Annotated in this window: 22 protein-coding genes and 4 pseudogenes; 16 read left to right on the forward strand and 10 right to left on the reverse strand. The window is 70.0% G+C overall.

Features of this window, described 5'->3' with window-relative positions:
* Window positions 1–251: 251 nt before the first annotated feature.
* Both ACZ7EG_RS06795 and ACZ7EG_RS06800 read right to left on the reverse strand, forming a co-directional pair.
* Window positions 252–505, reverse strand: a pseudogene (locus ACZ7EG_RS06795) (Txe/YoeB family addiction module toxin).
* Window positions 502–702, reverse strand: a pseudogene (locus ACZ7EG_RS06800) (type II toxin-antitoxin system Phd/YefM family antitoxin); the annotation flags it as partial. The pseudogenes ACZ7EG_RS06795 and ACZ7EG_RS06800, both read right to left, overlap by 4 nt.
* 209 nt (window positions 703–911) lie before the next feature.
* Here ACZ7EG_RS06800 and ACZ7EG_RS06805 point away from each other — a divergent pair.
* Together ACZ7EG_RS06805 and ACZ7EG_RS06810 are read left to right on the forward strand one after the other, a co-directional pair.
* Window positions 912–1,187 carry a hypothetical protein gene (locus ACZ7EG_RS06805; protein WP_471073340.1) on the forward strand — a complete coding sequence of 92 codons (276 nt, stop codon included), beginning with the start codon at window positions 912–914 and terminating at the stop codon, window positions 1,185–1,187.
* On the forward strand, window positions 1,184–1,591 hold the full coding sequence (locus ACZ7EG_RS06810; RefSeq protein WP_471073343.1) for a PIN domain-containing protein: 408 nt from the start codon (window positions 1,184–1,186) through the stop codon (window positions 1,589–1,591). The genes ACZ7EG_RS06805 and ACZ7EG_RS06810 overlap by 4 nt, the downstream gene beginning before the upstream one ends.
* Window positions 1,592–1,716: 125 nt before the next feature.
* On the opposite strand, the pseudogene ACZ7EG_RS06815 reads toward ACZ7EG_RS06810, so the two are convergent.
* Window positions 1,717–1,779: pseudogene (locus tag ACZ7EG_RS06815) on the reverse strand (hypothetical protein); the annotation flags it as partial.
* Here ACZ7EG_RS06815 and ACZ7EG_RS06820 point away from each other — a divergent pair.
* Together ACZ7EG_RS06820 and ACZ7EG_RS06825 are read left to right on the forward strand one after the other, a co-directional pair.
* Window positions 1,765–1,971, forward strand: a pseudogene (locus ACZ7EG_RS06820) (SDR family oxidoreductase); the annotation flags it as partial. The pseudogenes ACZ7EG_RS06815 and ACZ7EG_RS06820 overlap by 15 nt on opposite strands.
* 371 nt (window positions 1,972–2,342) lie before the next feature.
* Window positions 2,343–2,687, forward strand: coding sequence for a helix-turn-helix domain-containing protein (locus ACZ7EG_RS06825; protein ID WP_471073346.1), 345 nt, complete (start codon window positions 2,343–2,345; stop codon window positions 2,685–2,687).
* A gap of 112 nt (window positions 2,688–2,799) precedes the next feature.
* Here ACZ7EG_RS06825 and ychF read toward each other — a convergent pair whose 3' ends face one another.
* Window positions 2,800–3,888 (reverse strand): redox-regulated ATPase YchF, encoded by a 1,089-nt coding sequence (gene ychF / locus ACZ7EG_RS06830; RefSeq protein ID WP_471073349.1) that lies wholly within the window; start codon window positions 3,886–3,888, stop codon window positions 2,800–2,802.
* A gap of 197 nt (window positions 3,889–4,085) precedes the next feature.
* On the opposite strand from ychF, the gene ACZ7EG_RS06835 reads away from it, so the two are divergent.
* Window positions 4,086–4,679, forward strand: coding sequence for a DUF6542 domain-containing protein (locus ACZ7EG_RS06835; RefSeq protein WP_471073352.1), 594 nt, complete (start codon window positions 4,086–4,088; stop codon window positions 4,677–4,679).
* A gap of 165 nt (window positions 4,680–4,844) precedes the next feature.
* Here the strand turns inward: ACZ7EG_RS06835 and ppgK are convergent, their stop codons facing one another.
* Together ppgK and ACZ7EG_RS06845 are read right to left on the reverse strand one after the other, a co-directional pair.
* Window positions 4,845–5,591, reverse strand: coding sequence for a polyphosphate--glucose phosphotransferase (gene ppgK, locus ACZ7EG_RS06840; RefSeq protein WP_471073355.1), 747 nt, complete (start codon window positions 5,589–5,591; stop codon window positions 4,845–4,847).
* Between the two features lie 68 nt (window positions 5,592–5,659).
* A complete protein-coding gene (locus ACZ7EG_RS06845) occupies window positions 5,660–6,685 on the reverse strand; it encodes a 4-hydroxy-3-methylbut-2-enyl diphosphate reductase (RefSeq protein WP_352095700.1) in 1,026 nt (341 codons plus the stop codon).
* 313 nt (window positions 6,686–6,998) lie between these two features.
* On the opposite strand from ACZ7EG_RS06845, the gene xseA reads away from it, so the two are divergent.
* From xseA to ACZ7EG_RS06860, 3 genes are all read left to right on the forward strand, one after another.
* Window positions 6,999–8,207: an exodeoxyribonuclease VII large subunit gene (gene xseA / locus ACZ7EG_RS06850; RefSeq protein ID WP_053675304.1), complete on the forward strand. Its 1,209-nt coding sequence runs from the start codon at window positions 6,999–7,001 to the stop codon at window positions 8,205–8,207.
* Window positions 8,208–8,216: 9 nt separating this feature from the next.
* A complete protein-coding gene (locus ACZ7EG_RS06855; RefSeq protein ID WP_471073359.1) occupies window positions 8,217–8,459 on the forward strand; it encodes an exodeoxyribonuclease VII small subunit in 243 nt (80 codons plus the stop codon).
* A gap of 122 nt (window positions 8,460–8,581) precedes the next feature.
* The gene (locus ACZ7EG_RS06860) at window positions 8,582–9,172 is read left to right on the forward strand and encodes a malonic semialdehyde reductase (protein ID WP_471073362.1); all 591 of its coding nucleotides are present in this window, start codon (window positions 8,582–8,584) and stop codon (window positions 9,170–9,172) included.
* 67 nt (window positions 9,173–9,239) lie between these two features.
* Here ACZ7EG_RS06860 and ACZ7EG_RS06865 read toward each other — a convergent pair whose 3' ends face one another.
* Window positions 9,240–9,764 (reverse strand): DUF4245 domain-containing protein, encoded by a 525-nt coding sequence (locus tag ACZ7EG_RS06865; protein ID WP_471073365.1) that lies wholly within the window; start codon window positions 9,762–9,764, stop codon window positions 9,240–9,242.
* Between the two features lie 128 nt (window positions 9,765–9,892).
* Between ACZ7EG_RS06865 and glpX the strand changes: the two genes are divergently transcribed.
* The gene (gene glpX, locus ACZ7EG_RS06870) at window positions 9,893–10,927 is read left to right on the forward strand and encodes a class II fructose-bisphosphatase (RefSeq protein ID WP_471073368.1); all 1,035 of its coding nucleotides are present in this window, start codon (window positions 9,893–9,895) and stop codon (window positions 10,925–10,927) included.
* 169 nt (window positions 10,928–11,096) lie between these two features.
* Here the strand turns inward: glpX and ACZ7EG_RS06875 are convergent, their stop codons facing one another.
* Both ACZ7EG_RS06875 and ACZ7EG_RS06880 read right to left on the reverse strand, forming a co-directional pair.
* The gene (locus ACZ7EG_RS06875; protein WP_471073371.1) at window positions 11,097–11,474 is read right to left on the reverse strand and encodes a WhiB family transcriptional regulator; all 378 of its coding nucleotides are present in this window, start codon (window positions 11,472–11,474) and stop codon (window positions 11,097–11,099) included.
* 113 nt (window positions 11,475–11,587) lie between these two features.
* Entirely contained in the window at window positions 11,588–12,304 is a 717-nt protein-coding gene (locus ACZ7EG_RS06880; RefSeq protein ID WP_471073374.1) for a DUF1707 SHOCT-like domain-containing protein, read from the reverse strand.
* Window positions 12,305–12,470: 166 nt separating this feature from the next.
* On the opposite strand from ACZ7EG_RS06880, the gene ACZ7EG_RS06885 reads away from it, so the two are divergent.
* From ACZ7EG_RS06885 to ACZ7EG_RS06905, 5 genes are all read left to right on the forward strand, one after another.
* A complete protein-coding gene (locus ACZ7EG_RS06885) occupies window positions 12,471–14,141 on the forward strand; it encodes a fumarate hydratase (RefSeq protein ID WP_471073377.1) in 1,671 nt (556 codons plus the stop codon).
* 529 nt (window positions 14,142–14,670) lie between these two features.
* Window positions 14,671–15,261, forward strand: a complete 591-nt coding sequence (locus tag ACZ7EG_RS06890; RefSeq protein WP_471073380.1) for a zinc ribbon domain-containing protein — start codon at window positions 14,671–14,673, stop codon at window positions 15,259–15,261.
* Between the two features lie 67 nt (window positions 15,262–15,328).
* Entirely contained in the window at window positions 15,329–16,732 is a 1,404-nt protein-coding gene (locus tag ACZ7EG_RS06895; protein WP_471073383.1) for a class II fumarate hydratase, read from the forward strand.
* Window positions 16,733–16,815: 83 nt separating this feature from the next.
* Window positions 16,816–17,508 (forward strand): cytidylyl-2-hydroxypropylphosphonate hydrolase, encoded by a 693-nt coding sequence (gene fomD / locus ACZ7EG_RS06900; RefSeq protein WP_471073386.1) that lies wholly within the window; start codon window positions 16,816–16,818, stop codon window positions 17,506–17,508.
* A gap of 322 nt (window positions 17,509–17,830) precedes the next feature.
* Window positions 17,831–19,969 (forward strand): SpoIIE family protein phosphatase, encoded by a 2,139-nt coding sequence (locus ACZ7EG_RS06905; RefSeq protein WP_471073389.1) that lies wholly within the window; start codon window positions 17,831–17,833, stop codon window positions 19,967–19,969.
* 96 nt (window positions 19,970–20,065) lie between these two features.
* Here the strand turns inward: ACZ7EG_RS06905 and ACZ7EG_RS06910 are convergent, their stop codons facing one another.
* On the reverse strand, window positions 20,066–22,360 hold the full coding sequence (locus ACZ7EG_RS06910) for a transglycosylase domain-containing protein (protein ID WP_471073392.1): 2,295 nt from the start codon (window positions 22,358–22,360) through the stop codon (window positions 20,066–20,068).
* A 262-nt stretch (window positions 22,361–22,622) separates the two neighbouring features.
* Between ACZ7EG_RS06910 and ACZ7EG_RS06915 the strand changes: the two genes are divergently transcribed.
* Entirely contained in the window at window positions 22,623–23,558 is a 936-nt protein-coding gene (locus tag ACZ7EG_RS06915; RefSeq protein WP_402701232.1) for an SPFH domain-containing protein, read from the forward strand.
* Complete coding sequence (locus ACZ7EG_RS06920; RefSeq protein ID WP_471073395.1) at window positions 23,555–23,815, forward strand: type II toxin-antitoxin system antitoxin; 261 nt, start codon at window positions 23,555–23,557, stop codon at window positions 23,813–23,815. Before ACZ7EG_RS06915 ends, ACZ7EG_RS06920 begins: the two co-directional genes overlap by 4 nt.
* Window positions 23,816–23,920 lie beyond the last annotated feature (105 nt).

The raw sequence follows: 23,920 nt of genomic DNA on the forward strand, positions 1-23,920 counted from the left end.
GCCGGGGAGGATGTCGCGCTCGAACCGGCCCCCCGAAGAAAATCTTCACCGGCACGCAATCACTGTAATACGAATCACACCTAGTGATTCAGTTCTCGACCAACACCGAATCGACCGAACGGCAACCCGCCATCCGCATACGTTGAACCCGCATAACCGGCACAGCGCTACGACCTGCGAAAATCACTGCTTCGAGACAGGCCGCCCCAGCACGGTGGCCCTTCCCAGCACAGGCCGAACCGACTCAGGGGTCAGTAGTGGTAGCGGGCGGCGAGGAGCACGATCTCCTTGACCGTGACCAGATGGACGAGGCGGTGCTCGTCGTCGATCCGCCGCGACCATGCTCCAGCAGGTGGTACTTGAGGGGCTCGGGCTTGCCGATCCCCGTGAAGGGGTCGCGCTTGACGTCCTAGATGAGCTTGTTGATCCGAGCAAGGATCTTGCGGTCGTTCTTGAGCCGGAACGTGTAGTCCTCCCAGCCCTGATCCGCGAAGACAAGCCTCACTCGGCACCCGCAGCACGGTCCGCGGCATCCGGATCGATCAGCTCGCGCTCCGACACGTTGACGTCACCCAGGGCGTTCTCGTACGCCTTGAGCAGTCGCCGTGCGTTTACAGGAGAGCGCAGCAGGTACGAGCCCTCGCGCAGCGCCGCGTAGTCCTCTGGTGAGACGAGCACGGCATTGCCGTGCTCGTTCAACAGAAGTGACGTGGTGGACCTGCGCCTACACGTTGAAGCGGAACTCCACCACAAGGCTCTGACCTGCAGGTATGCGGGCGCATCCCAGCACCGTCCCAGCACGGGAGCAGCGACAAAGTACAAGAAGATCCGGGACGCCAAGACTATGCGCCACCGTTGCAGGCTGCACAGCACCCCCAGCGCTGTAATAGTTCTTGTACTAGACTGACCTCATGAAGTCACCCCGCCCCGGCGGCACGGAGAACATCTCCGTCTCGATGCCCTCGGAACTCCTCGGTGCTCTGCGCTCACGTACCGGCAAGCGCGGCGTGTCCGCCTATGTGACCGCGGCGGTCCGGCATCAGCTGGCGATGGACGGCCTCGCCGAGATCGTGGCCGCCTACGAAGCCGAGCACGAGCCTTTGAGCGAGGCCGAAGTCCAGGCCGCGCAGCGTGAATTGTTCGGTGACGCACCGGCGCCCTACGCGTCGAACGACAGCGCCGCATGAAGGAGCCCGCGGCCAGGTCCCTGGTTCTGGACTCCCAGGCGTTGTCGCTGCTGCTGCGCAACGACCGCCAGATGATCACCCGGATCGAGGCCGCTCGGCGGGTGGGCGTGCCCGTCCTCGTGTCGGCCCTGACGGTGGTGGAGGCCGTCTACGGGAAGACGGACACCGCCCGGCTGCACTGGGTGCTCTCCCGCCTTCAGGTCCAGGACGTCACCCAGGCGGACAGCCTCACCGCGGTGCAGCTGCTGAGCGATGCCGGCGGTCTGCACGGCCACAAGTACGCCATCGACGCCCTCGTCGCCGCGATGGCACTCCGCTCCCCGGCACCCGTCCTCGTACTGACCTCGGACCACGACGACTGGTCGAACCTGTGCGGCGACCGCGTACAGATCAAGGACGTCTGACCGAGCGCGCGGGTGCGGTGGCCCCTTGGGTGGCGGCCCAGGAAGCGAGCAGGCGCTGGCCCCTCCCCGGAGGGCGAGCCCGGTTCAGCCGTGTAGATGGTGAGGGTGAGGCCGGGTTCGGCGGCCATCTCCAGGCCCTCGAAGGCGAGGGTGAACTCGCAGACCGTCGCGTGGTGGAAGCGCTTCACCCCGGTGCCGCGGTGGCGGACGTCGTGGGCGGCGAACTCGACCGCAGCCAGGCCGAAGCGGGCCAGGCCATCGACCGGTTCGGAACCACCGATGAGATCGCCCAGGCCGTCCTGTGGCTGAGCAGCCCCGGCGGCGTCGGCTACGTCACCGGCGTCGCCCTGCCCGTCGATGGCGGCTACGTCGCCCAGTGACCACCCGTCATTGCGCCGCGCGGACACCCGCGGCGCACGCCCCCGCACTCCTCACGTGAAGGACCACATGAACCACCCGAACCCGCTGCCGTACCGACGTCGGGTGACGGTGTGGATTCGGCGCCGGGTGGTATGCCAGCGCCCGGGATGAGCTCAGGCGGCTCGACCGGTGAAGGAGCGGCTGAACCGCTGTCCCGACTGGACCATGCCGCGGACGTTGCCGAGCCGCTTCCTTTCGTACCCTGTGAGGGCCTGCGCCACCGTCGATCCACGCACGCCCACAGCAACGGATTCGGCGACGGCCTCGGCGTCGTGGAGCGATGCGCTGAAGCCCGAGCCGGTTATCACGCATCAGCCCCGAGGAAGCCGGCGTGACGGTCTTCGGCGGTGCGCGCCGCGTCCCCGGGCTGCGCCGCGAGGAGGTCGCCCAGCTCGTCGGCGTGAGCACCGCTTACTCCACCCGGATGGAACGCAGGAACCTACGCGGCGTCTCCGAGAGCGTCCTGCGTTCACTCGCCCGCACCCTACGCATGGGCGAAGCCGAGACCCAGCACCTGTTCGACCTCGCCCGCGCCGCCTCTGACGACACCCGGGCGCGCCGTGCCGCCCACCCCTCACGCAGAAGCGCACACGGTCCGAAACCCAGCACGAGCATTCTCATCCCGTCCCAGCACCATCCCAGCACGGTAGGGATGAGCAGGGGTGACGACAGGTGACGAGGGATCAGCTATCCCAGCACGGGAAAGAATAAGGGGCCCGCCCCTGGAGAGTCGGACCCCTTCTGACCTGCATGTTTGCCAGATCAGCGAAGTGGCGTTACATCACCCGCTACACATTGAAGCGGAACTCCACCACATCCCCGTCCTGCATCACATACTCCTTGCCCTCCATCCGCGCCTTCCCCTTCGCACGGGCCTCCGCCACCGAACCCGTCTCCACCAGGTCGCCGAAGGAGATGACCTCCGCCTTGATGAAGCCCTTCTGGAAGTCGGTGTGGATGACGCCGGCGGCCTCGGGGGCCGTGGCGCCCTTCTTGATCGTCCAGGCTCGGGATTCCTTGGGGCCGGCGGTCAGGTACGTCTGGAGCCCCAGCGTGCGGAAGCCGACGTGGGCGAGGGTCGCCAGGCCCGGCTCCTCCTGGCCGACGGACTGGAGGAGTTCCAGCGCCTCGTCCTCGTCGAGCTCGGCGAGGTCCGCCTCCAGCTTGGCGTTGAGGAAGATCGCCTCGGCCGGGGCGACCAGGGCCCGCTGCTCGTTCTTGAAGTCCTCGTCGGTCAGCTCGTCCTCGTCGACGTTGAAGACGTAGAGGAACGGCTTGGTGGTGAGCAGGTGCAGGTCGTGCAGGAGCTCGGCGCGCTCGCTGCCCTGGACGAGACCGTGCGCGAAGAGCGTGTCGCCCTTCTCCAGGATCTCCTTCGCCTCCTCGACGGCCTTGACCTTCGGCGCGATGTCCTTCTTGATGCGCGACTCCTTCTGGAGGCGCGGCAGGACCTTCTCGATGGTCTGCAGGTCCGCGAGGATCAGCTCGGTGTTGATCGTCTCGATGTCGTCCTTGGGCGAGACCTTGCCGTCCACGTGCACGACGTTCTCGTCCTTGAAGGCACGGATGACCTGGCAGATCGCGTCGGACTCGCGGATGTTCGCGAGGAACTTGTTGCCGAGGCCCTCGCCTTCGGAGGCGCCGCGCACGATGCCGGCGATGTCGACGAAGTCGACCGTGGCCGGAAGCACCCGCTGCGAGGAGAAGATCTCGGCCAGCTTGGTGAGGCGCGGGTCGGGGACGCCGACCACGCCGACGTTCGGCTCGATGGTGGCGAACGGGTAGTTGGCCGCCAGCACGTCGTTCTTGGTCAGGGCGTTGAACAGGGTCGACTTGCCGACATTCGGCAGACCGACGATTCCGATCGTGAGCGACACGTTGCGACTTCCCGTGAGTGGAGGGCCAGGGGGCCGGGTTCCCGTGAGTGCGGGGCCAGGGGGCCAGGGGACCGGCCGATCCACCAGTCTACGGCGTGTCCGGAACCGCCCCGGCGACGTATCGAACGCTTGGCCAAGCTCGGTCGACGGTGTGTCAGAAGGGCCATTCGGCATATTGAACGACCTAAGTTGGTGCGGTGGAGCAATACAGGACGCGATCTCCCCGGTACGGACCGCGACGGGACCGGCCCAGGCCGCCCCGGCAACCCGTGCCGTCGCAGGCTGGGCGGGGGGCGGGAGGTGAGCCCGTGCGTGCGGCACGGCCGCCCGGGCAGCAGCGCCGTCCGGCGCCGGTACGACGGCCCGCGCCCGCACCGGCGCCCGCCGCGGGAGGCCTGCCGAACCCCCGGCTGACCGGGCTGGGCAGCGGGCTGTTCTGCACGGTGGTGATGTTCCTGCTCGGCGTGCTCTGCTCGAAGCTGTTCGGGACGTCCCTTACGGCGTACGGCGTGCTGTTCCTGCCGGTGTGTGCGCTGACCGCCCTCTGGGTGCGGCCGGGGGACCTGATGACCGCGACCGTCGTGGTGCCGATCGCGTTCGCCGTGGGGTTGCTGCCGGTGGCCGACGGCGAGGGAGGGGCCGGCGGCACGCTGATGGGCCTGGTGACCGCGCTCGCCACGCAGGCCGGATGGCTGTACGGAGGGACGCTGATCGCCGGGCTGATCGTGATCGTCCGGCGGATCCGGCTGGTGCACCGGCGGCGGACGGCAGGAGTCCGGCCACCGGCCTGACGCCCCTCGGCCCGAAACCACCCTCAGCCGACCACCGGTCTCACACCACCCGCCGGCCCCGGCCCGAAACACCCCTCACACCGAGACCACCGGTCTCACCCCACCCGGCGATACAGCCCTCACACCGACGACCGCCGGTCCGAGGACGCCCGGCCCGAAGCGGCCCTAGTGTCCGGCCGCCCGCATCGCCGCGCCCACGATGCCCGCGTTGTTCTGCAGCTGCGCCGGGACGATCTCCGCCTTGATGCCCTCGATGTGGGGCAGGAACTTGTGGGCCTTGCGGCTGACGCCGCCGCCGATGATGAACAGCTCCGGCGAGAACAGCATCTCGACGTGGGCGAGGTACTTGGTCACACGGTGCACCGCCCAGTGCTCCCACGTCATGTCGTGGTCCTCGCGGGCCTTGCTGGAGGCCCGCTTCTCCGCGTCGTGCCCGTCGAGCTCCAGGTGGCCCAGCTCGGTGTTGGGCACGAGGACGCCGTCCACGAAGAGCGCGCTGCCGATGCCGGTGCCGAAGGTCAGCAGGATCACCGTGCCCCGGCGGTCGCGGCCGGCGCCGAAGTGCATCTCGGCCACTCCGGCCGCGTCCGCGTCGTTGACCACCGTCACCGGCAGCCCGCCCAGCCGCTCGCCGAGCAGCGCACGGGCGTCGGTGTCGATCCAGCTGTCGTCGACGTTCGCCGCCGTGCGGATCGTGGCTCCGTCGGTGACCACGCCCGGGAAGGTCACTCCGACCGGGCCCGTCCAGCCGAAGTGGTCGACGACCTGTTTGACGCCGTCGGCCACCGAGTCGGGCGTGGCCGGGTGGGGGGTGAGGACCTTGTGGCGCTCCTGCGCCAGGTCGCCCTTGTCCAGGTCCACCGGCGCACCCTTGATCCCGGATCCGCCGATGTCCACTCCGAAGATCTGCATGGCCCTACGCTACGACGAACGACTGACAGTCACAGGCCGGACAGCTGTGCTGCCCGGCCTGTCCCCGATCACTCCCCGGAATTTTCACCGGTCCCGGCGCCGCCCCGCTCGGCGGCCAGGGCCGCGGCCTCCTCGCGCAGGTCGCGGCGCAGTTCCTTGGGCAGGGAGAACGTGATGGACTCCTCGGCCGCCTTGACGATCTCGACGTCCTCGAAGCCGCGCCGGGAGAGAAACTCCAGGACCTGCTCGACCAGGATCTCCGGGACGGAGGCGCCCGAGGTGACGCCGACCGTGCTCACGCCCTCCAGCCAGGCCTCGTCGATCTCGTCGGCAAAGTCCACGAGGTAGGCCTCGCGAGCACCCGCGATCTTGGCGACCTCGACGAGCCGCTTGGAGTTGGAGGAGTTGCGGGAGCCGACCACGATGACCAGGTCCGACTCGGCGCCCATCTGCTTCACGGCCAGCTGGCGGTTCTGCGTGGCGTAGCAGATGTCGTCGCTGGGCGGGGAGATGAGCTGCGGGAACTTGTCCTTCAGGGCGTCGACGGTCTCCATGGTCTCGTCGACGGACAGCGTGGTCTGGGAGAGCCAGACGACCTTGGACGGGTCACGGACCTCGACCTTCGCCACATCGCCCGGCCCGTCGACGAGCTGGATGTGGTCGGGGGCCTCACCGGAGGTGCCGATGACCTCTTCGTGGCCCTCGTGGCCGATCAGGAGGATGTCGTAGTCCTCGTTCGCGAAACGGACGGCTTCCTTGTGGACCTTGGTGACCAGCGGGCAGGTGGCGTCGATGGTGGCGAGCTTGCCGCGCTCGGCCTCCTCGTGGACGACGGGGGCCACGCCGTGCGCGGAGAACATGACGATGTTCCCCGGGGGCACTTCCTCCGTCTGCTCGACGAAGATCGCACCCTTCTTCTCCAGGGTCTGCACGACGTACTTGTTGTGGACGATCTCGTGCCGGACGTACACCGGAGCGCCGTACTGCTCCAGGGCTTTCTCGACGGCGATCACGGCGCGGTCCACACCCGCGCAGTAGCCACGGGGGGCGGCGAGCAGGACACGGCGGCCAGGCGAAGCAGACATGCGTCCCATCGTAAGGCCGCGTTCGGCGGGTCGAAGATCGCGTGTGCGCGCCGCCCCGGGGAAGAGGGGCATGGCGCAACGCGAGCGGGCGTGGCGGGAGCACGCGCGATCGCGTGTGCGCGCCGCCCCCGGGAAGAGGGGCATGGCGCAACGCGAGCGGGCGTGGCGGGAGCACGCGTGGCGACAGCACACGTGGCGACAGCACACGTGGCGAGAGCGGCGAGCACGATCGCCGTGATCGCCGCGGCGTCGGGAAGCGAGGTGCCACTGCCCGCAGGGCGGCTGAGCCGTGTTGTCGGCGGTGGCCACTACGCTCGCGGGCATGGCTGTGAACACGACTCCGGAAGCCCCGCTGCCCGTCGGCGAGGTGTCGCGGCTCATCGGGGGCTGGATCGACCGGCTCGGGGCGGTGTGGGTCGAGGGGCAGATCACGCAGTTGTCGCGGCGGCCCGGCGCCGGTGTGGTGTTCCTGACACTGCGGGACCCCTCGTACGACATCTCCGTCAGCGTCACCTGCTACCGGCAGGTCTTCGACGCCGTCGCGGACGTGGTGAGCGAGGGCGCCCGGGTCGTCGTCCTCGCGAAGCCCGAGTGGTACGCCCCGCGGGGGCAGCTGTCGCTGCGGGCCGCCGAGATACGGCCCGTCGGGGTCGGTGAGCTGCTCGCGCGGCTGGAGCAGCTGAAGAAGGCCCTCGCGCGGGAGGGGCTGTTCGCGCCGGAGCGCAAGAAGCCGCTGCCGTTCCTGCCGCAGCTGATCGGGCTGGTCTGCGGACGGGCCTCGGCCGCCGAGCGGGACGTCCTGGAGAACGCCCGGCACCGCTGGCCCGCCGTCCGCTTCGAGGTGCGCAACGTCGCCGTGCAGGGCGTGCACGCCGTGCCGCAGGTCGTGCAGGCGGTGAAGGAGCTCGACGCGATCGACGACGTGGACGTGATCATCGTGGCCCGGGGCGGCGGCAGCGTGGAGGACCTGCTGCCGTTCTCCGACGAGCAGCTGATCCGCACGGTCGCGCAGTGCCGTACGCCGGTGGTGTCCGCCATCGGGCACGAACCGGACAACCCGCTGCTGGACCAGGTCGCCGACCTGCGCGCCTCCACGCCGACCGACGCGGCCAAGAAGGTCGTACCGGACGTCGGCGAGGAGTACGAGCGGGTGCGGCTGTTGCGGGACCGGGCGCGGCGGTGTGTGGCGGCGTTGGTGGAGCGTGAGGAGCGCGGGCTGGCGCACGCGCTGGCGCGGCCGTCGATAGAGGATCCGCACCGGATGATCGACGTGCGGGCCGACCAGGTGGCGGACCTGCTCGACCGGGGCCGGCGGTGTCTGCGGCACCAGCTCGACCGGGCGGACTCGGAGCTGGCGCACACGCACGCGCGCGTGGTGGCCCTCTCCCCCGCCGCGACCCTGAAGCGCGGCTACGCCGTGCTGCAGAAGGCGGACGGGCACGCCGTCCGCGACCCGGGCGAGGTGGAGGCCGGCGAGGCCCTGCGCGCGCGGGTCTCCGAGGGTGAGTTCTCCGTACGAGTGGACACATAGGGTGGGTGGATGACCAGCGAGGTTGATGAGACGCCGGGCACCAGCGAGGCGCTCGGGTACGAGCAGGCGCGGGACGAGCTGATCGAGGTCGTCCGTCGCCTGGAGGCGGGCGGTACGACGCTGGAGGAGTCCCTCGCGCTCTGGGAGCGGGGCGAGGAGCTGGCCAAGGTGTGCCGGCGCTGGCTGGACGGCGCCCGGGCGCGACTGGACGCGGCGCTGGCGGAGGAAGCCGCGGAGGGCACGGAGCGGTAGCCGGGGCCGTTCGGTTGGGCGTGACACACGACACCCTGGTGTTAGTTGAACGTTGAACTTCACTGGCGTACGGTCGAAGCCGTCAGCCGATCTTCCGGACCAGACGCGAGAAAGTGCGATCCATGTCCCTCGTTCTTGACCCCGCCGCCCAGGACCTGCTGTTCCGCGAGGCCCGGTCCGCCAACACCTTCACCGACGAGCCGGTGACCGACGAGCAGGTGCAGGCGATCTACGACCTGGTCAAGTACGGTCCGACCGCCTTCAACCAGACCCCGCTGCGTATCACCCTGGTCCGCTCCCCCGAGGCCCGCGAGCGCCTGGTGGCGCACATGGCCGAGGGCAACCGGCCCAAGACGGCGAGCGCCCCGCTGGTGGCGATCCTCTCCGCGGACAACGAGTTCCACGAGGAGCTGCCGCACCTGTTCCCGGCCGCCCCGCAGATCAAGGACATCTTCTTCGCCGAGCGCCCGGCCCGCGAGAACGCCGCCGCGCTGAACGCCGCCCTCCAGGCCGCGTACTTCATCGTCGGTGTCCGCGCCGCCGGTCTCGCCGCCGGCCCGATGACCGGCTTCGACTTCGAGGGCGTCCGCAAGGAGTTCCTGGACGACGACCACACTCCGCTGATGGTCGTCAACATCGGCCGCCCCGGCCCGGACGCCTGGTTCCCGCGCTCGCCGCGCCTGGAGTTCGACCAGGTCGTCACAACGGTCTGAGCCGCCCCCGCGGACGCGCATGAGGAAGGCCCCCGGCAACAGCGCCGGGGGCCTTCCTCATGCGCGCTCACTTCGTCTGCAGCGCCTCGGCCATCTTCGTCAGCTGCGCGAACGACGCGGTGCCCGTCACGAGCGTCGTCGAGCCCTTCGTGCCCTCGAGGACCAGCGCGTCGTAGCGTCCGCCCTCGTAACGGGTCCAGGTCTCGCCGTCGATCTTCTCGGTCTTCCCGGTCTCGCGGGCGCCCTGTGTCGCCTCGTCCAGGAAGACGGGGCGGCGCTGAGTGGACTGCTCGACCGCCACGTACTCCCCCTCGGGATCGTGGAAGCCGAGGTGCCAGGCGTCGTACTCGTCGCCCCGGAAGCGGACGGAGGTGGCCTTCCATGCGTCGGGCAGACCCTCGGGCGCGGCCACGGGGTAGGAGGCGGCGCGGCGTGCCGTGAGCAGCTCGACCCGGTAGTCGACGGCCTTGACGTCGGGCGCGCTGTCGTCGTGCGGGATGAAGAGGTACACGAAGCCCGCCACCAGGACGATGACTCCCATGGAGAGGATCATGTCCCGTGCCGTCTTCTGCTTGCCGTTCTTGCCTGCCACGCCCCCTATCGTCGCAGGTCCCTGCCGCGCTCATCCGTGGGGGCCCCTGCTCATTTTGTGGGCTCGGCGATAGAGTCGGGCGAAGAACACCCTCATCCGGCCGTCGTCGTACAGAAAGGTGCGCTCCGATGACCGAGCATCATCACTTGCCGTCCGAACTCGATGTGCCCTCCGAGGCCCCCGACCGCAACCTCGCCCTGGAACTCGTCCGGGTCACCGAAGCCGCGGCGATGGCCGCGGGCCGTTGGGTCGGGCGGGGTGACAAGAACGGCGCCGACGGTGCCGCGGTGCGTGCCATGCGGACCCTCGTCTCCACCGTCTCGATGAACGGCGTCGTCGTCATCGGCGAGGGCGAGAAGGACGAAGCCCCGATGCTGTTCAACGGGGAGCGCGTGGGCGACGGGACCGGGCCCGAGTGCGACATCGCCGTCGACCCGATCGACGGCACCACGCTGACCGCGAAGGGCATGACGAACGCGATCGCGGTGCTGGCCGCCGCCGAGCGCGGGTCCATGTTCGACCCGTCCGCGGTCTTCTACATGGACAAGCTCGTCACCGGACCGGAGGCGGCCGACTTCGTCGACATCAACGCCCCGGTGTCGGTGAACATCCGCCGGGTCGCCAAGGCGAAGCGGTCCGCGCCGGAGGACGTGACGGTGGTGATCCTGGACCGCCCGCGGCACGAGGGCATCATCAAGGAGATCCGGGAGACCGGGGCGCGCATCAGGCTGATCTCCGACGGCGATGTCGCCGGCTCGATCCTGGCGCTGCGGGAGGGCACCGGGGTCGATCTGCTGCTCGGCGTCGGCGGTACGCCCGAGGGCATCATCTCGGCCTGCGCGGTGAAGTGCCTGGGCGGCACGATCCAGGGCAAGCTGTGGCCCAAGGACGACGAGGAGCGGCAGCGGGCGATCGACGCGGGGCATGATCTCGACCGGGTGCTGACGACCGAGGACCTCGTCACCGGCGAGAACGTGTTCTTCGTGGCGACCGGCATCACGGACGGCGAGCTGCTGCGCGGGGTGCGCTACCGGGCGGAGACCGCCACCACCGACTCGATCGTGATGCGGTCGCGGTCGGGCACGGTCCGCCGGATCTCCTCGGAGCACCGGCTGAGCAAGCTGCGGGCCTACAGCGCGATCGACTTCGACAAGGGGAAGTAGCGCCGCCGAGGGGTGGGGCTGTGATCGCCGTCTCGTGCGGGGTCGGGCGTGATCGATCACGCCCGCGCGGCGGGCCGCACATCGATCCAGCCCCGCGCCCCGAGAAGGCCACCTGAAGGAAAGGGCGTCCCCGGTGCGGTGGGGACGCCCTTTTCGTGCTGCTCGGCCGTCAGCCGGCCGCGGCTATCCGGCCCGCCGGGCGGGCCGTCTTCTTCAGCTCCATCTCGCGGCGGCGCCGCCGGGCCAGGACCACCCGGCGTTCCGCGGCGGTGAGGCCGCCCCAGACGCCGTAGGGCTCGGGCTGGAGCAGGGCGTGTTCGCGGCACTCGACCATCACGGGACAGCGGGCGCAGACCCGCTTCGCCGCTTCCTCCCGGGACAGCCTCGCGGCGGTCGGTTCCTTGGAGGGGGCGAAGAAGAGTCCGGCCTCGTCGCGCCGGCACACGGCCTCGGTGTGCCACGGGGCGTCCTGGTCCCTGTCTCGCGCTGGCACCCGCGGGGCCGGAACGGCAGCGACCTGCAGGGACGAATGCGGCGGTTGCAGCACGGTCTACTCCTGACGACGGCTTCGGGAGCGAGAGACGATGCAGCAAGGCCTACCCGCTGTACGCGCGCCTATGCACTGAGTTCCGAACCGCCGGTTTCGGGGCTTCGCGGCTGTCAATGCCCCAGGTGTTTGCGCAAACTTCTGTCGACCTTGCGCTGCACCCGGTCCATGATGTCCGCGACGATCTTGCCCCGCTTCGGCCGCGCCTCGACGCTGCCCAGGACGGCCCAGCCGTCGACGTAGACGATGGGTGCCTCCGGGTCGTCCGAGTCGAGCGTGGCCACCTCGAAGCTGCCGAGGACACCACCGCCCATGCCGCGCAGCGACACGTTCTCCGGGACGCGGATGTCGACGCTGCCGAAGATCGCGAAGGACTTGACGACGACCTGCTGGTGGTCGAAGAGGGCCTCGCTGAGGTCTATTTCGACGCTGCCGAAGATCGCGTACGCGTGGATACGGCGGCCCGCGCGCCGACGGCCCCTGCGGACGGCGCCGCTGAACACCGCGACCACGTTGTCGTCCGGGTCGATCGGGATGGCCCCGGCGGTGGGGCGCCAGGGGGCCGGGGCGTGGGCGGGGCCGGGGCCCTGGCGGTGGGCCGCCGGCAGGTCCCGCACGAAGACCTCCAGCTCACCGACGGTCTTGGCGCGCAGCACCCCCTCGACGCGCTCGGCGTGCTCGTCCGCGGTGAGGCGACCCTCGGCCAGGGCGTCGTGCAGGAGGTCGGCGATGCGGTCGCGCTCGGCGTCGGAGGCGCGGAGATCGGAGGCGGCGGGCGCGCCCTGCTGCCGTGGAGCCGGCTTCTGGAGGTCCTGCTTCTGAAGGTCCACGGCAGCAGCGTACCCAAACACGATAGATCGCGACACCCCCGCTTTCACGGACGGGTGTGACGAACTGAGCCTTACCTCACAGGCTCGCCGTACAGCGGCAGGTTCTACGCTGGTGGGCGCTCGCCAACGGAGGCGGGCCGCGTCTGTCGAGTGAGGAATGGGCGAGATGCCTGAGTTCGCGTACACCGATCTGCTCCCCCAGGGAGAGGACACCACCCCCTACCGGCTGGTGACCTCCGAGGGTGTCTCCACGGTCGAGGGGCCGGACGGGCGGACCTTCCTCCAGGTGGAGCCGGAGGCGCTGCGCAAGCTCGCCGAGGAGGCCATCCACGACATCCAGCACTACCTGCGCCCGGCCCACCTCGCGCAGCTCCGCCGCATCATCGACGACCCCGAGGCGTCGTCCAACGACAAGTTCGTGGCGCTGGACCTGCTGAAGAACGCGAACATCGCGGCTGCGGGCGTGCTGCCGATGTGCCAGGACACCGGTACGGCGATCGTGATGGGCAAGCGCGGACAGAACGTGCTGACGCGGGGCCGTGACGAGGAGGCCCTGAGCCGCGGCATCTACGACGCGTACCAGAACCTGAACCTGCGCTACTCGCAGATGGCCCCGCTCACCATGTGGGACGAGAAGAACACCGGCTCCAACCTCCCCGCGCAGATCGAGCTGTACGCGGCCGACGGCGGCGCCTACAAGTTCCTCTTCATGGCGAAGGGCGGCGGCTCGGCCAACAAGTCGTTCCTGTACCAGGAGACGAAGGCCGTCCTGAACGAGTCCTCCATGATGAAGTTCCTGGAGGAGAAGATCCGTTCGCTGGGCACGGCGGCCTGCCCGCCGTACCACCTGGCGATCGTGGTCGGCGGCACGTCCGCCGAGTACGCCCTGAAGACCGCCAAGTACGCCTCCGCGCACTACCTGGACGAGATCCCGGCCGAGGGCTCCGAGCTCGGGCACGGTTTCCGGGACAAGGAGCTGGAGGAGAAGGTCTTCGAGCTGACGCAGAAGATCGGCATCGGCGCGCAGTTCGGCGGCAAGTACTTCTGCCACGACGTGCGCGTGGTGCGCCTGCCCCGGCACGGCGCGTCCTGCCCGGTGGCCATCGCGGTGTCCTGCTCCGCCGACCGCCAGGCCGTCGCGAAGATCACCGCCGAGGGCGTCTTCCTGGAGCAGCTGGAGACGGACCCGGCGCGCTTCCTGCCGGAGACGACCGACGAGCACCTCGACGAGTCCTCCGACGTGGTGAAGATCGACCTCAACCAGCCGATGGACACGATCCTCGCCGAGCTCACCAAGTACCCGGTGAAGACCCGCCTGTCCCTCACCGGTCCGCTGGTCGTGGCCCGCGACATCGCCCACGCCAAGATCAAGGAGCGGCTGGACGCGGGCGAGGAGATGCCGCAGTACCTGAAGGACCACCCGGTGTACTACGCCGGTCCGGCCAAGACGCCCGAGGGCTACGCGTCGGGCTCCTTCGGCCCGACCACGGCCGGCCGGATGGACTCCTACGTGGAGCAGTTCCAGGCGGCGGGCGGCTCCAAGGTGATGCTGGCCAAGGGCAACCGCAGCAAGCAGGTCACCGACGCGTGCGACGCCCACGGCGGCTTCTACCTCGGCTCCATCGGCGGCCCGGCCGCCCGTCTCGCCCAGGACTGCATCAAGAAGGTCGAGGTCGTCGAGTACGAGGAGCTCGGCATGGAAGCCGTCTGGAAGATCGAGGTCGAGGACTTCCCGGCCTTCATCGTGGTCGACGACAAGGGCAACGACTTCTTCCAGGACCCGGCGCCGGCGCCGACCTTCACCTCCATTCCAGTACGCGGTCCCGGACTCGCCTGAGAAGGGCGGTGACGATTCGCCTCGACTTTGCTTGCCGGGCAGGTGCCCGTTCCTTTAGGGCCGGGGTGAATGCCCGCTCCCGCGTAGCGGGGCAGGGGATGCCGAATCGCGAGGGGATGCCGAATCGCCGCCAGGGCGATTCGGCATCTCGGGAGAGACGGCGGTGAGACTGGCTTCGAGCCGTTCGTGGTGCCGGCGGGTTGAGGGTCCTGTGGTCGGGGCTGCCCTGGAAGGTGAGAGTGTGCCGACCACTCTCACGGGTGATGCTGACCGAAGACGTGCGCGGGAGGCGAACGGGACGGCTAAGTTCGTGGTGTGTCACGTTCCGGATGTATCCGTCATCCGTGCATGCCGAGCGGATGCTCATGCACTGTGCGCACGCCCGGTACGTGTGTGTGGACCCCGGCGCCCGGCACGGGCGAGGTGATCGGCATCGACCGGGGTGTCACGATCACCGCTGCCCTCTCGGACGGCCGGAAGCTGAACTGCCCACAGCTCACCGTCAAGGAACGCACCCAGATCCGAAAGCATGAGCGGCGGGCGGCCAGAGCGAGGAAGGACAGCCCCCGGAAGGCGGCCGAGTACGCGAAGGCCGCCAGGCTCAAGGCGCGGGAGCTCGAACCGGCGCAAGGACTGGTGCGAGAAGACCAGCACGCACCATGCTCGCCCGCTCTTATGGCCTCGTCCGGTTCGAGAAGCTGAACATCAAGAACATGACCCGTTCCGCGAAGGGACCGTGGAGCATCCCGGCCAGAGAGTCGCCCAGAAGTCCGGCCTGAACCGGGCGATCCTCGCCCGGGGCTGGGGCCTGCTCCGCCAGCGCACCGAGCACAAAGCCCCCGGCCGGGTCGAAGACGTTCCCGCCCCCTACACCAGCCTGCGGTGCAGCGCCTGCGGATGGATCGAGAAGAGGTCACGCAAGAGCCAAGCTGACTTCGAGTGCGTACCCTGCGGCTTCACCTGCAACGCGGACAACAACGCAGCAAGCAACGTCGCGGCAGGACAGGGCGGGATCCCCCGCCCCCGGTGCTCAGCCGGTGCCGGAGGGGCGACAGCGGCCACCAGCCGTTCGAGCGCCCGTGAACCTCGACCCAGCTGGGTGGGAATCCCCCTCTTCTAGAGGGGGAGGATGTCAAGGGGAACAGTGGTCGCGGCGCGGACGCTGTGACACGTGGAGGTGATCGTCGATGACCGACGAGCAGGACAGGACCGAGTACCGCACCGAGCACGACTCCATGGGCGAGGTGCGGGTGCCCGCGCACGCCAAGTGGCGTGCCCAGACCCAGCGGGCCGTGGAGAACTTCCCCGTCTCCGGACAGCGCATCGAGCGTGCGCACATCGAGGCGCTGGCCCGGATCAAGGGCGCGGCGGCCAAGGTCAACGCCGAGCTGGGGGTCCTGGACAAGGACATCGCGCAGGCGATCCAGGAGGCGGCCGGGGAGGTCGCCGAGGGCAGGTGGGACGAGCACTTCCCGGTCGACGTGTTCCAGACCGGGTCCGGGACCTCGTCCAACATGAACACCAACGAGGTCATCGCCACCCTCGCGAGCGAGCGCCTGGGCAGCGGCGTCCACCCGAACGACCATGTGAACGCCTCCCAGTCGTCCAACGACGTCTTCCCCTCCTCGATCCACATCGCCGCCACCGCCGCCGTGACGCGCGACCTCGTCCCGGCCCTGGAGCATCTCGCCGCCTCGCTGGAGCGCAAGGCCGAGGAGTTCGCCGACGTCGTGAAGTCGGGGCGGACGCACCTCATGGACGCCACGCCCGTGACGCTGGGCCAGGAGTTCGGCGGGTACGCCGCCCAGGTGCGGTACGGCATCGAGCGGCTTCAGGCCTCCCTCCCCCGGCTCGCCGAACTGCCCCTCGGCGGTACGGCCGTCGGCACCGGCATCAACACCCCGCCCGGCTTCTCCGCCGCCGTCATCGAGGAGGTCGCCCGGACGACCGGGCTGCCCCTCACCGAGGCCCGCGACCACTTCGAGGCGCAGGGCGCCCGGGACGGCATCGTCGAGACCAGCGGCCAGCTGCGGACCATCGCCGTGGGCCTGACGAAGATCGCCAACGACCTGCGCTGGATGTCCTCCGGGCCGCGCACCGGTCTCGCGGAGATCGCCCTGCCCGACCTCCAGCCCGGCTCCTCGATCATGCCGGGCAAGGTGAATCCGGTCGTTCCCGAGGCCGTGCTGATGGTGGCCGCGCAGGTCGTGGGCAACGACGCCACCGTCGCGACCGCCGGCGCCGCCGGGAACTTCGAGCTCAACGTGATGCTGCCCGTCATCGCCAAGAACGTGCTGGAGTCGATCCGGCTGCTCGCCAACGCGACGCGGCTGCTCGCCGACCGCACCGTCGACGGCATCACCGCCAACCGCGAGCGGGCGCGGGAGTACGCCGAGTCCTCCCCCTCCGTCGTGACCCCGCTGAACAAGTACATCGGGTACGAGGAGGCCGCGAAGGTCGCCAAGAAGGCGCTGGCCGAGCGGAAGACGATCCGTCAGGTCGTACTGGACGGCGGGTACGTGGAGCGCGGGGACCTGACCGCGGAGCAGCTCGACGAGGCGCTCGATGTCCTGCGGATGACGCACCCGTGACAAAGGGGCTCGTTCGTGTGCCCGGCGCGTGAACCGTGACACGCGCCGCAGCGTCGTATGCCTACGGCACCTAATATCTGGTCATGGCAGACGGTGGAGCGATGAGACGCGTGGAAACGGGTGGTGCGGCAGGCTTCTGGGCGCCCGGAAGCCGGATCCTGTGGCGGTACCGGGAGAACGGCGGCACGCAGGTGCACATCGCGCGCCCCGTCACCGTCGTCCGGGACGACGCGGACCTGCTCGCCGTGTGGCTGGCGCCCGGCACCGAATGCGTGAAGCCCGTGCTCGCCGACGGCACGCCCGTACACCTGGAGCCGCTGGAGTCGCGTTACACCAAGCCGCGGACCGTGCAACGCGACCGGTGGTTCGGCACCGGCGTGCTGAAGCTGGCCCGGCCCGGCGAGCCCTGGTCGGTGTGGCTGTTCTGGGAGCCGGGCTGGAAGTTCAAGAACTGGTACGTGAACCTGGAGGAGCCGCTGGCCCGTTGGGCGGGCGGCGTCGACTCCGTCGACCACTTCCTGGACATCTCCGTCCATTCCGACCGCAGTTGGCACTGGCGGGACGAGGACGAGTTCGCCCAGGCCCGCCGGGACGGGCTGATGGACGACCAACTGGCGGAAAAGGTACAGGAGGCGGGACGAGAAGCGGTGGAGGTGATCCGCGCCTGGGGGCCGCCGTTCTCGGAAGGCTGGCAGCACTGGCGCCCGGACCCCTCCTGGGCTGTACCGTCACTCCCGGAGGACTGGGATCGTACGCCCGCGCATGTGTCCTCATGAGACCCTTGCTGCGCCCCCGGGCAAGAAACGTAGGATCGTCCTCCGCAAGGGCGCGCGGCGGCAACTACCGAAGCACGCGCTGAGCTTGACCGATCGTCACCGAGGGGCGGCAGGACGTGAGCGAGGGGTACGAGGGCAACACCGACAAGGCCTGCGCCACAGGCCCTGGGGGCCGTCAGAAGGCCTGTGAGGGCCGCAGACGGTCCTTCGGTGGCACAGGAACAACCTCTGACCACGCGGGAATTCCGTTCCTGGGGCACGTAATCCGGGTATCGGAGTTTCGGCGGGACCAACTGCGCGCGCGGCGCGCAGCCCCGGACGGATGGATTCGACACGCGTGACGGAGCAGCCGACCTCGTTCGAACGCCCCCAGGCGGGCGTCGACCCCGCGGACCCCCGCGGGGCTTTCGTGCATACCCCGGCACCGGCGCGCGCGCCCGGCGCCTTACCGGTACAGGGCCGCCCCGGCGGCGACGTCAGCGTTCCGGTCACGACGGCACACAGCACGCCGGGCACGTCGGAGCCGGGCACCTCCACGCCGTTCGGCAAGGGCAAGGACACCGTGAGCGACCCCGCCTCCGAGCACTCCCAGCCGGGTGCCGAGCAGACCGCCGAGCGCGAGACGCCTCGGCCGCGCCCCGCCCCCGAGGGCATTCCGGTCCAGCCGGCCGACGAACAGGACCGGCCGCCGGTGAACAGCGACGGACAGGAGCGCCGCAGCGGCCAGAGCCTGCCACCCGGCCGCCCCACGCCGATGCGGCGGGACGGCGACCGGCTCAGGTTCGTGGGGGCCGCCACCCGGCGGATCGCCCGCGGCATCGACCTCGACGAGATCGTCATGGGGCTGTGCCGGGCCACCGTGCCCACCTTCTCCGACGCGATCCTGGTCTATCTGCGCGACCCGCTGCCCGTCGGCGACGAGCGGCCCACCGGCCCGCTGGTGCTGCGGCTGCGCCGCACCGACCGGATACCGGCGGAGCGGGACACCGAGAACGGCTTCCTCCCGGCCGCGCAGCCCGAGCCGAACGAACTGGACACGGTCGGCGCCGAGCTGTGCGAGGTGCGACCCGGCAGCGCGCTCGCCGAGGTGCTGCGGGGTGTGCGCCCGGTGTTCACCGACGCTCCCGCGGCCCGCGCCGCACTGCCGGAACTGCTCGGAGAGGACGGCGTGTTCGCCGTGCCGGACGGGCAGCGCGCGATCCTCGCCCCGCTGCGCGGACGGCGCCGGGTGATCGGTGCCGCCCTGTTCCTGCGCCGCCCCGAGCGCATCGCGTTCGACCCGGACGACCTCCTGGTCGCCGCCCAGCTCGCCACGCACAGCGCCCTCGGCATCGACAAGGCCGTGCTGTACGGCCGCGAGGCCTACATCGCGGACGAGCTGCAGCGCACCATGCTGCCCGAGACGCTGCCCCGCCCGACGGGCGTGCGGCTGGCCTCCCGTTATCTGCCGGCGGCGGAGACGGCCCGGGTGGGCGGCGACTGGTACGACGCGATCCCGCTGCCCGGCAGCCGGGTCGCCCTGGTCGTCGGTGACGTCATGGGGCACTCCATGACCTCGGCCGCCATCATGGGCCAGCTGCGCACCACGGCCCAGACCCTCGCCGGCCTCGACCTGCCTCCGCAGGAGGTCCTGCACCACCTCGACGAACAGGCCCAGCGTCTCGGCGTGGACCGCATGGCGACCTGTCTCTACGCCGTGTACGACCCGGTATCGCACCGGATCACCATCGCCAACGCCGGTCATCCGCCGCCCGTCCTGCTCCACCTGGGCGGCCGCGCCGAGGTGCTGCGCGTGCCGGCCGGTGCCCCGATCGGCGTCGGCGGCGTGGACTTCGAGGCGGTGGAGCTGGACGCGCCCGCCGGCGGGACGCTGCTGCTCTACACCGACGGCCTGGTCGAGTCCCGGTTGCGCGACGTGTGGACCGGCATCGAGCAGCTGCGGGAGAAGCTCGCCGCGGTCGCGCAGCTCACCGGGCCGGACCATCCGCCGCCCCTGGAAGCGCTGTGCGACGAGGTGCTCGACATGCTCGGCCCGGGCGATAGGGACGACGACATCGCGCTGCTCGCCGCCCGCTTCGACGGGATCGCGCCCAGCGACGTGGCGTACTGGTTCCTGGAGCCGGAGGACGCGGCCCCCGGCCGGGCCCGCCGGCTGGCCCGGCGCGCGTTGCAGCGCTGGGGGCTGGAGGAGCTCAGCGACTCCGTCGAGCTGCTCGTCAGCGAGGTCGTCACCAACGCCGTGCGCTACGCCTCGCGGCCGGTGACGCTGCGCCTGCTGCGCACGGACGTGCTGCGCTGCGAGGTCGGCGACGACGTGCCGCAACTGCCGCGGCTGCGCCAGGCGCGCGCCACCGACGAGGGCGGGCGTGGGCTGTACCTGGTGAACCGGCTGGCCCGGCGGTGGGGCGCGACCAGGCTCAGCACGGGCAAGGTGGTCTGGTTCGAGCTGAACCGCGGCTGACGGAGCCACGTCGGCACGACGAACACGCCGAAGGGCGCCCGGGTTCGCCGGGCGCCCTTCGGCGTCTGCTGCCTGCCGTCTGCTGCCGGCCCTCTCCTACTGGTCGTCGTCGTCCGGCTTGACCGGGTCGAACGGGTCACCGCCGTCGCCCGGCGGTGTCGTCGGCGGGGTCGTGGGCGGGGTGATGCTGGGCGGACTCGTCGACGGGGTGGCGGGCGGGGACGACGACGGCTCCTCCGTCGTCGGCGGCGGGGACGACGACGGCTCCTCGGTCGTCGGCTCCTCGGTCGGCTCCTCGGTCGGCTCCTGCGTGGGCGTCGGCGTCCAGGTCGGCTGGACGGCCGCGCCCTGCTGGGTCTCGAGGTCGAACTCGCTGACGCCGCCCATCACGCCGAAGGTGTACTCCGCCCAGATCCGCGCCGGGAAGTCACCGCCGTCGAGCCGGGGCTTGCCGGCCGCCTCGTACATCGCGACCTGGGCGTGGGTCTTGGCGTCCTCGCCGAACAGGCCCACCGAGGTGACCAGCTTCGGCGTGTAGCCGGTGAACCAGGCCGACTTGTTGTTGTCGGACGTACCCGTCTTGCCCGCGACCTGCTGGCCGTCGCGCAGGGGATTGTTGCGCACGGACGCCTGGGCGGTGCCGTCGTCGACCACGCCGGTCAGCACCGAGGTGACCGTGTCGGCGGCCTCGCGGCTGATGACCTGCTCGCCGATCGGGTCGGGCATGGTGACCGTCTGGTTCAGGTGCTCCGCCGACTTCAGGAGGGCCGGGGTGACCTTCCTGCCGTGGTTGTCGAGGGTCGCGTAGACACCGGCCATCTGCAGGGGGCTGGCTCCCATGCTTCCGAGGGTCTGCGCGGGCACGGCCTCCATGTTCTCGGTGTCCATGCCGAGCTTGCCGGCGACCTTCACCACCTCGGACATGCCGACGTCGACGCCCATCTGCGCGAAGACGGAGTTGACGGACTTGTTCATCGCCGTCTGGACGGAGATCGGGCCGTAGCTCCGGTCGTCCTCGTTCTCGGGGGCGAAGCCGACCTTGGTGCCGTTCTCCACGACCTGGCGCTTGCTGGTGCCGTCGTAGACCGTGTTCGCGGTGATCGGCTTGCCGCTCTGCGTCTTCGCCTGCTCCTCCAGGGCCGCGGCCAGGATGACCGGCTTGAAGGTGGAGGCCGGCTGGTAGTCGGAGCGGGTGGCGTTGTTCGTGTAGTGCTTGAAGTAGTCCTCGCCGCCGTACATCGCGACCACGGCGCCGGTCTTCGGGTTCACCGACGCGGCACCGGCCTGTACGTTCGCGTCGACCTTGCGCTTGTCGGGGTCGAGCTTGCTGGTCAGCTGCCGCCGGACGGACTTCTCCAGCGCCGCCTGCTTCTTCTTGTCGATGTTGAGCGTCAGGGTCCAGCCGCCGGCGTTGACCAACGCCTCGGCTTCCTTGGCGTTGTCGGCGGTGCCTTCGGCGACGAGCCGCTTCTCCAGTGCCGCGTTGGCCGCGTTGACCAGGTAGCCCTTCTGACCCTCCATGCCGGGGGTGGGCTTGGGCTCCTCCGGCACCGGGAATGTCATGTCGGCCCGCTTGGACGCGCTCAGCCAGCCCTCCTCGACCATGTTGTCCAGGACGTAGTTCCAGCGCGCCTTCACCAGTTTCTTCCCCTCCTTGGAGGCGACGGCCCAGTCGTACTGGCTGGGGGCCTGGAGGAGTGCGGCGAGGTAGGCGCCCTGCGCGACCGAGAGGTCCTCGGCGTCCTTGCGGTAGTAGGCCTGGGCTGCGGCCTGGATGCCGTAGGCGTTGCGGCCGTAGTAGCTGGTGTTGATGTAGCCGGCGAGGATGTAGTCCTTGGACTTCTCCCGGTCCAGCTTCAGTGAGATGACCAGTTCCTTCAGCTTGCGCGAGACGGTCTGTTCCTGCGTCAGGTAGTAGTTCTTGACGTACTGCTGGGTGATCGTCGAACCGCCCTGCGCGCCCCGGCCGGACAGCGTGTTGAACAGGCCGCGGGCGGTGCCCTTCAGGTCGACGCCGGCGTCCTTGAAGAAGGTCTTGTTCTCGGCCGCGACGAAGGTGAGCCGCACCTCCTTGGGGACCTTGGACAGGTCGACGACCTCGCGGTTGACCTTGCCGTCGCGGGCCATGACCGCGCCGTCGCTGTACTTGTAGATGTTGCTCTGCCGCTCGGCGTCGACGTTCCCGGCCGCGGGAATGTCGATCATCATGTACAGCGCGACGAAGGCACCCATGGCCAGCAGGCACAGGCCGAAGAAGGTGCCGACGATCTTCTTCCAGGTGAAGAGCCTGCGTATGCGGCTCTTCCCGGTCGCGCCGGACGAACGGTGGCTCTTGGGTGCCGCCCGGCGCCCACCGCGCTGTCTGGCGCGTCTCTCTTCCGCTCGTCCCATGGGTCCGATCCGCTCCGCTTCGTTCATGTGTGCTCATGTGTCACACAGGTTCGCCGCTCAGGTCAGCTCAGAAAGCTAACACCGGGAGATAAGAGATAGGGCAGCCGATCCGGCCCTTTGCGGACGTGACAATCAGCACCCATTCCCAACGGAACCGACGTTCGAGACACCCACAGGGTTGCCAGAAACGATAAAAGTGATATCACTTAGATAGACGGAAGCTAAGCAGGAGCGGCTTCCCAGGAGAAACGGGGGATCACCCATGTCCACACCTGAACCGCAGGTCACGGCCGATGTGCCCGAGATGCCGGCACCCCGCGTGCGGGAGTTCACCGCCCACAGCATCGGCGGCGGGCTCGCCCTGCTGCTCGGCCTGCTCGGCCTGCTGGCCGGCGCCGGGCTGATCGCGGCCGCCACCTCGGTGCAGCCGACCGGCGCGCAGGCCGGGCTGATCATCGGCGGCATCCTGATCGCGCTCGCGGCGTTCCTCGCCATGTGCGGGCTGAACATGGTGGCTCCCGGCGAGGCCCGGGTCGTCCAGCTCTTCGGCCGGTACCGGGGCACCATCCGCCAGGACGGCCTGCGCTGGGTGAACCCCTTCACCTCGCGCACGAAGATCTCGACGCGCGTCCGCAACCACGAGACCGCCGTCCTCAAGGTCAACGACGCCTACGGCAACCCGATCGAGCTCGCCGCGGTCGTGGTCTGGCGCGTCGAGGACACCGCCCAGGCCACCTTCGAGGTCGACGACTACATCGAGTTCGTCTCCACCCAGACCGAGGCGGCCGTACGGCACATCGCCATCGAGTACCCCTACGACGCGCACGAGGAGGACGGCCTCTCGCTGCGCGGCAACGCCGAGGAGATCACCGAGAAGCTCGCGGTCGAACTGCACGCGCGCGTGGAGGCGGCCGGAGTGCAGATCATCGAGTCCCGCTTCACGCACCTCGCGTACGCCCCCGAGATCGCCTCGGCGATGCTCCAGCGGCAGCAGGCAGGAGCGGTGGTCGCGGCGCGGCGGCAGATCGTGGACGGCGCGGTGGGCATGGTGGAGGCGGCGATCGCCCGGATCACCGAGCGCGACATCGTGGAGCTGGACTCCGAACGGAAGGCGGCGATGGTCTCCAACCTGATGGTGGTGCTGTGCGGTGACCGGGCCGCGCAGCCGGTCCTCAACACCGGGTCCCTCTACCAGTGACGGTCCCTCCCGAAGGCCAGGGCCCGCAGCGCCGGCCGCAGCAGCAGCGCAAGCAGGTGCTGCTGCGGCTGGACCCCGCGGTGTACGAGGCACTCGCACGGTGGGCCGGGGACGAGCTGCGGTCGGCCAACGCGCAGATCGAGTTCCTGTTGCGGAAGGCGCTGGCGGAGGCGGGGCGGTTGCCGCGGGAGACCGGGCCGCTGCCCCGGCGGGGGCGGCCCCCCGGGGGCTCGCCCCCAGGACCCCCGCCGGCCTGACCGGCCCCCGGCCCCGGCCCCGGCCTCGAGCGCCGGACAGGCCGGTTCACCCCAGTCCCGGCCGGAGGCTGTTGCGGAATCGTGACAACGGCCCTCGACCTGCAC

The sequence above is a fragment of the Streptomyces sp. NPDC037100 genome (assembly GCF_055606225.1).